Genomic DNA, 4,380 nt, shown 5'->3' with positions numbered 1-4,380 from the left:
CTCCTTTGCATTCCAACATACGCCTCCCGGACCATCCGGGACGAGGCGCACTGTATGTCACATCGGCACACCAGACGTGATTGGGCCGCTCGATCGCCAGCTTGCGCAGCAGGTACGGATAGACCCGGTGCTGCGGGTGCGGATCGCTCGTGCGCGGCCGCTGGTAGATCGGCGTCAGCCCCATCTTCGCCATCAACCGCCGTGCACGGCGACGACCGACCTCGTGGCCGTTGCGACGCAGGTGCCGCGCCATCTGGCGGCTGCCGTACCACGGACACTCCATGAAGGTCTCGTCGATCACCGTCATCAGCGCCAGCGTCTCATCCGTTTCCGGCGCCGGCGCATAGTAATAGGATGAGCGGCTGATCCGCAGCAGGCGGCACTGAGCCGAGATCGACAGGCGGTGGTGAGCAGGTTCGACCATCGCCCGCCTACGGTCCACGCTCATCGACCGAAGGCTTTCGCTAAAAAATCCCGCTCCACCACCAGTTGCCCGATCTTGGCGTGCAGCTTTTCCACCTCGCTCTCGCTGGCAGCCCTGGCAACATCGCCCGCCCCGGAGAAGGTGCCTGCCATCCCAGCGATGGCTTGTCGCTTCCAGGACGCGATCATCGTGTGGTGCACGCCATGCTTGGCTGCCAGCTCCGCCAGCGTCAGGTCACCCCGGATCGCCTCCAGCGCCACCTTCGCCTTGAAATCCGCGCTGTAGCGCTTTCTCGTCGTCTTCATTCCCGTACCAATCCATCAGGTCGGGAGTAGCTTAACACCCTGTCCGAAAAACCGGCACCACCTCAGACTGATCCTGGCTCGAGACGGTCTGGAGCGAGCGCGATGCGACCTGTTCCCATTGACGCTATATTCCGTCAGATATAGATAGGCGTTGCGGTCGGAGCAAAGGTTCTGCGGCATCGGGCACACACGACATGCTAGGCTCAGCGGTGAGGCCGATCCCAGAAATTTGCAGCGCAACAGTCAACCGATCGCAGTCGCCAGGCTGGATGATCTGAGCAGATGCTGGTTTCCGAGACCCTGGTGCCGATCACGCTTGGTCGAAAAGGGGAACGATGAGCAAGATTCGGGTCAAGCAAACGCTCATGCTGTTTGTGATGGTGTCTGCTCCCTGTTTGGTCCATGCGAGGGAGGCCACACCCGCTCCTCATGCGGACGAGGCAGACGCGATGCAGGATATGATCGTCGTAACGGCTCGCCGTCGGTTAGAAGACGCGCAGACCGTGCCGGTATCACTGTCCGTCGTCGGCGATGGGCTTTTGAATCGGACCTACACGGTCAATACGAACCAGTTGAGCCAACTCGTTCCAACGCTCAATTACTCCTCTGCAAACCCGCGCAACACAGCCTTCACGATCCGCGGTCTAGGCTCCAGCGTGGTGGCGGTGAGCCAGGCCAATGACGGGCTTGAACCAGGCGTCGGCTTCTATGTCGATCAGGTCTACCATGCGCGTCCGGCAACGGCGGCCTTCGATTTCACCGACATCGACCAAGTCGAGGTGCTGCGTGGACCACAAGGCACGTTGTTCGGCAAGAACACAACCGCCGGGGCGATCAACATCACGACGAAGAAACCCAGCTTCGATTTCGGCGTTGAGAGCGAGGCCTCCTTCGGTAGTCGCGATTTCATCCAGGCGAAGGCAGCAATCACCGGGCCGGTGATCAGGGAAGTTGTCGCATTCCGTCTCTCGGGCTCGATCACCCGACAGAAAGGCTATCTCGACAATATCGCGCGCGATGAGAAACAGAACAATATCCATAACGACGCGGTACGCGGGCAATTGTTGCTCACGCCCACAAAAAATCTCTCCCTTCGATTGATTGGCGACTGGGCTAACTTCAAGAACAATTGTTGCGCTCAGGTGTTCGTGCGGGTCGCGCCGACGCTGAAGCCCGCCGCGCAGCAATATATTGCGCTGGCGGCTAACGCGCTCGGTGGTCCTTATGTGCCGCCGAGCATCAATCCTTATGATCGTGTGTCCAGCAATGATGCGCCGCTCGGCGTCGATACGCAGGAAGGCGGTGTATCTGCGATCGCGGATTGGACGGCTGGAGGCGCGACCTTAACCTCGGTCAGCGCATGGCGCTTTTGGAAGTGGGACGCCGCGAACGACCGCGACTATACAGGCCTGCATATCCAGACGACCCAGCACATCCCTTCGCGTCAGGATCAATACAGCCAGGAGTTGCGCATAGCGTCCAACGCACCGGGATCGATCGAATATGTTGGCGGGCTTTACTATTTCAATCAGAAGATTGTCGGCCGGCCGATCAGCATCTACGGGCCCCTTGCCACCTATTGGTTGCTGCCGGCCGGTCGACCGGCCAATTTGTTGGATGGTTACCAGACCGACGGCAGAACCGATTTCCGCACCGACAGCTATGGAGTGTTCGGTGAGCTGACTTGGAATCTACTGTCGCGCCTCGCGATTACCGGGGGGATCCGATACACGTATGAGGAGAAGAACGGTCTCTATGACGTGCGGACGTTCGGCGGTCTGGCGACGGCCAGCGCTTCGCTTATCAACGATAAGAACTCGATCCTGCGGACGCAGAACTACACCGCGCACATCGGCGATGGCAGCGCGTCCGGGCGCGCGAATGTGGCCTATCGGTTCACCAGCGATGTCATGGCCTATGCCAGTTTCGCGCGTGGACAAAAGTCGGGCGGCATCAACATGTCGGGCCTGCCGGTTTATCCTGCGGGGGTGCCTGGCCAGACGTCCGGGGACCCGATTTTGAGCACGGCCACGGTTAGACCGGAAAAGAACAGCACGTGGGAGGCTGGTCTTAAGACAAGTTTGCTCGACAGGCGGGTCACCTTCAACATCGACGCCTATTATACCCGCGTTACCGATTTTCAGGCGAATGTAGTGGACAATGCTGCGGTTATCGCGCTGCGCAGCTATCTTGCCAACATTCCCAGAGTGACGGTCAAGGGGGTCGAGTTCGATGCTGCGGCCCGGATAGGTGCCTATCTGACGCTACGTGCGTCGGGGGCCTACGCGAACGGCGAATATGCCAGCTATCCAAACGGTCCCTGCCCGATCGAATTGACGGGAAGCAGCACGACAAGCTGCAATCTTACGGGCAAAGCCCTCGCCGGCTTGCCGAAATGGTCAGGATCGGTAGGCGCGGAATATGCGCGGCCCATGCCGATAGGCCCGCTCGATGGGGATATCGTCCTGCGCGCCGATGCGAATGCCAAGACGAAGATTTTCGGTGATGCCGCTGGATCGGCTTACACTGTCATCAAGGGCTACGCGCTGGTCAATGCCAGCCTCGGTTACCGGACGCAGCATTGGGAGCTGGGCGTTTTCGCACGTAATCTATTCAACAGGGACTATATGCAGAACCTGACTGTGCAGGCGGGTAACAGCGGTCTGATCGTCGGCACGCCCAACGAGCCGCGCCTGATCGGAGTGACGTTCAGGGTACGGGACTGAAAATGACAGATGTAGCTGCTTGCCAAAGGAGCGACATCTGGCCGCAAACCGTGAATTTTGTTCGTGTTTTGCAAATGGGGCAAGGTAGCTCCGGGGTGCAGCGTCATTGCACTGGGCTCAGAGCTTGTCGTTCAGCACCTTGGCGGTGATGAGTGACACGGTCTTCGGCGTTGATGGTCATCGGCTCGCCAGTAGCCGGAATACGGCCGGAACCTTCAGGGTTCCTTGTCAAATAGTTTTCCGAAGTGAGGGACTGAAATAGCGTCGCTCTTCGCGGCCGCGTTAGAAATGTGATCGAAACCCGTCGTGATCGCGGCATTTGCGCTCGTTTCAGTCGCACCCTTGGTGGCAGGCACTGCTTTTGCCCGTTCACCGATAATCCTTACCCTGGAAAGGGTGGATTTTAGCTGCGAGCAGGGCCGCCGAGAAGATATTCCTCGTGGGATGTCGGCGTCATCGATCGGGCCAGCATTCTGACGGTCGTTCGGCGGATTATGTGTGGAAAATCTTAACGGCATGGTGCTTCTGGGCGTCCAGTATAGCGCGAAGTTCGAGCAGCGCTTTTGAACAAGGCACGGGCGAATGCCAGATGAGGCATCACAACGGCAGGAAAGGCGTCAACGAAAATTTAACCCAGTTCATTCACCTTCTCTCCGGACAGAATCCGCGAGGCCGTATGATTGCTGAAATATCGAATGGCATCGTGGGGAACGACTATGTTGTTGCGCTGTGCGGTCTCTTCGGCCTGGGCTGCGTGATATCCTGGCCTCATCTGTCTTGTTATCGCAAAGCCGTAGCTGTCCAGAGTCTTGGGGCGATCGCCTTCTCCATTCAATTTTCATATCTGGGAGCAACGACAGCCGCGGCCGCGTTGTCAACACCGGGATAAAAACGGGCCAGGCACCGGTTTAAAAAGGGGCCAGTT

General features: G+C 58.7%; 1 protein-coding gene and 1 pseudogene. One reads left to right on the top strand and one right to left on the bottom strand.

The genetic code is table 11. The features are described from left to right. Window positions 1–729 (bottom strand): annotated as a pseudogene (locus ACEK02_RS24685) (IS3 family transposase); the annotation flags it as partial. 335 nt (window positions 730–1,064) lie between these two features. On the opposite strand from ACEK02_RS24685, the gene ACEK02_RS24680 reads away from it, so the two are divergent. Continuing rightward, window positions 1,065–3,455, top strand: coding sequence for a TonB-dependent receptor (locus tag ACEK02_RS24680; protein ID WP_371424133.1), 2,391 nt, complete (start codon window positions 1,065–1,067; stop codon window positions 3,453–3,455). Window positions 3,456–4,380 lie beyond the last annotated feature (925 nt).

Origin of the sequence: Tardiphaga sp., assembly GCF_041424195.1 — a bacterium.
Classification (GTDB): Bacteria; Pseudomonadota; Alphaproteobacteria; order Rhizobiales; family Xanthobacteraceae; genus Tardiphaga.
This window is presented reverse-complemented; position numbering and strand designations above follow the sequence as displayed.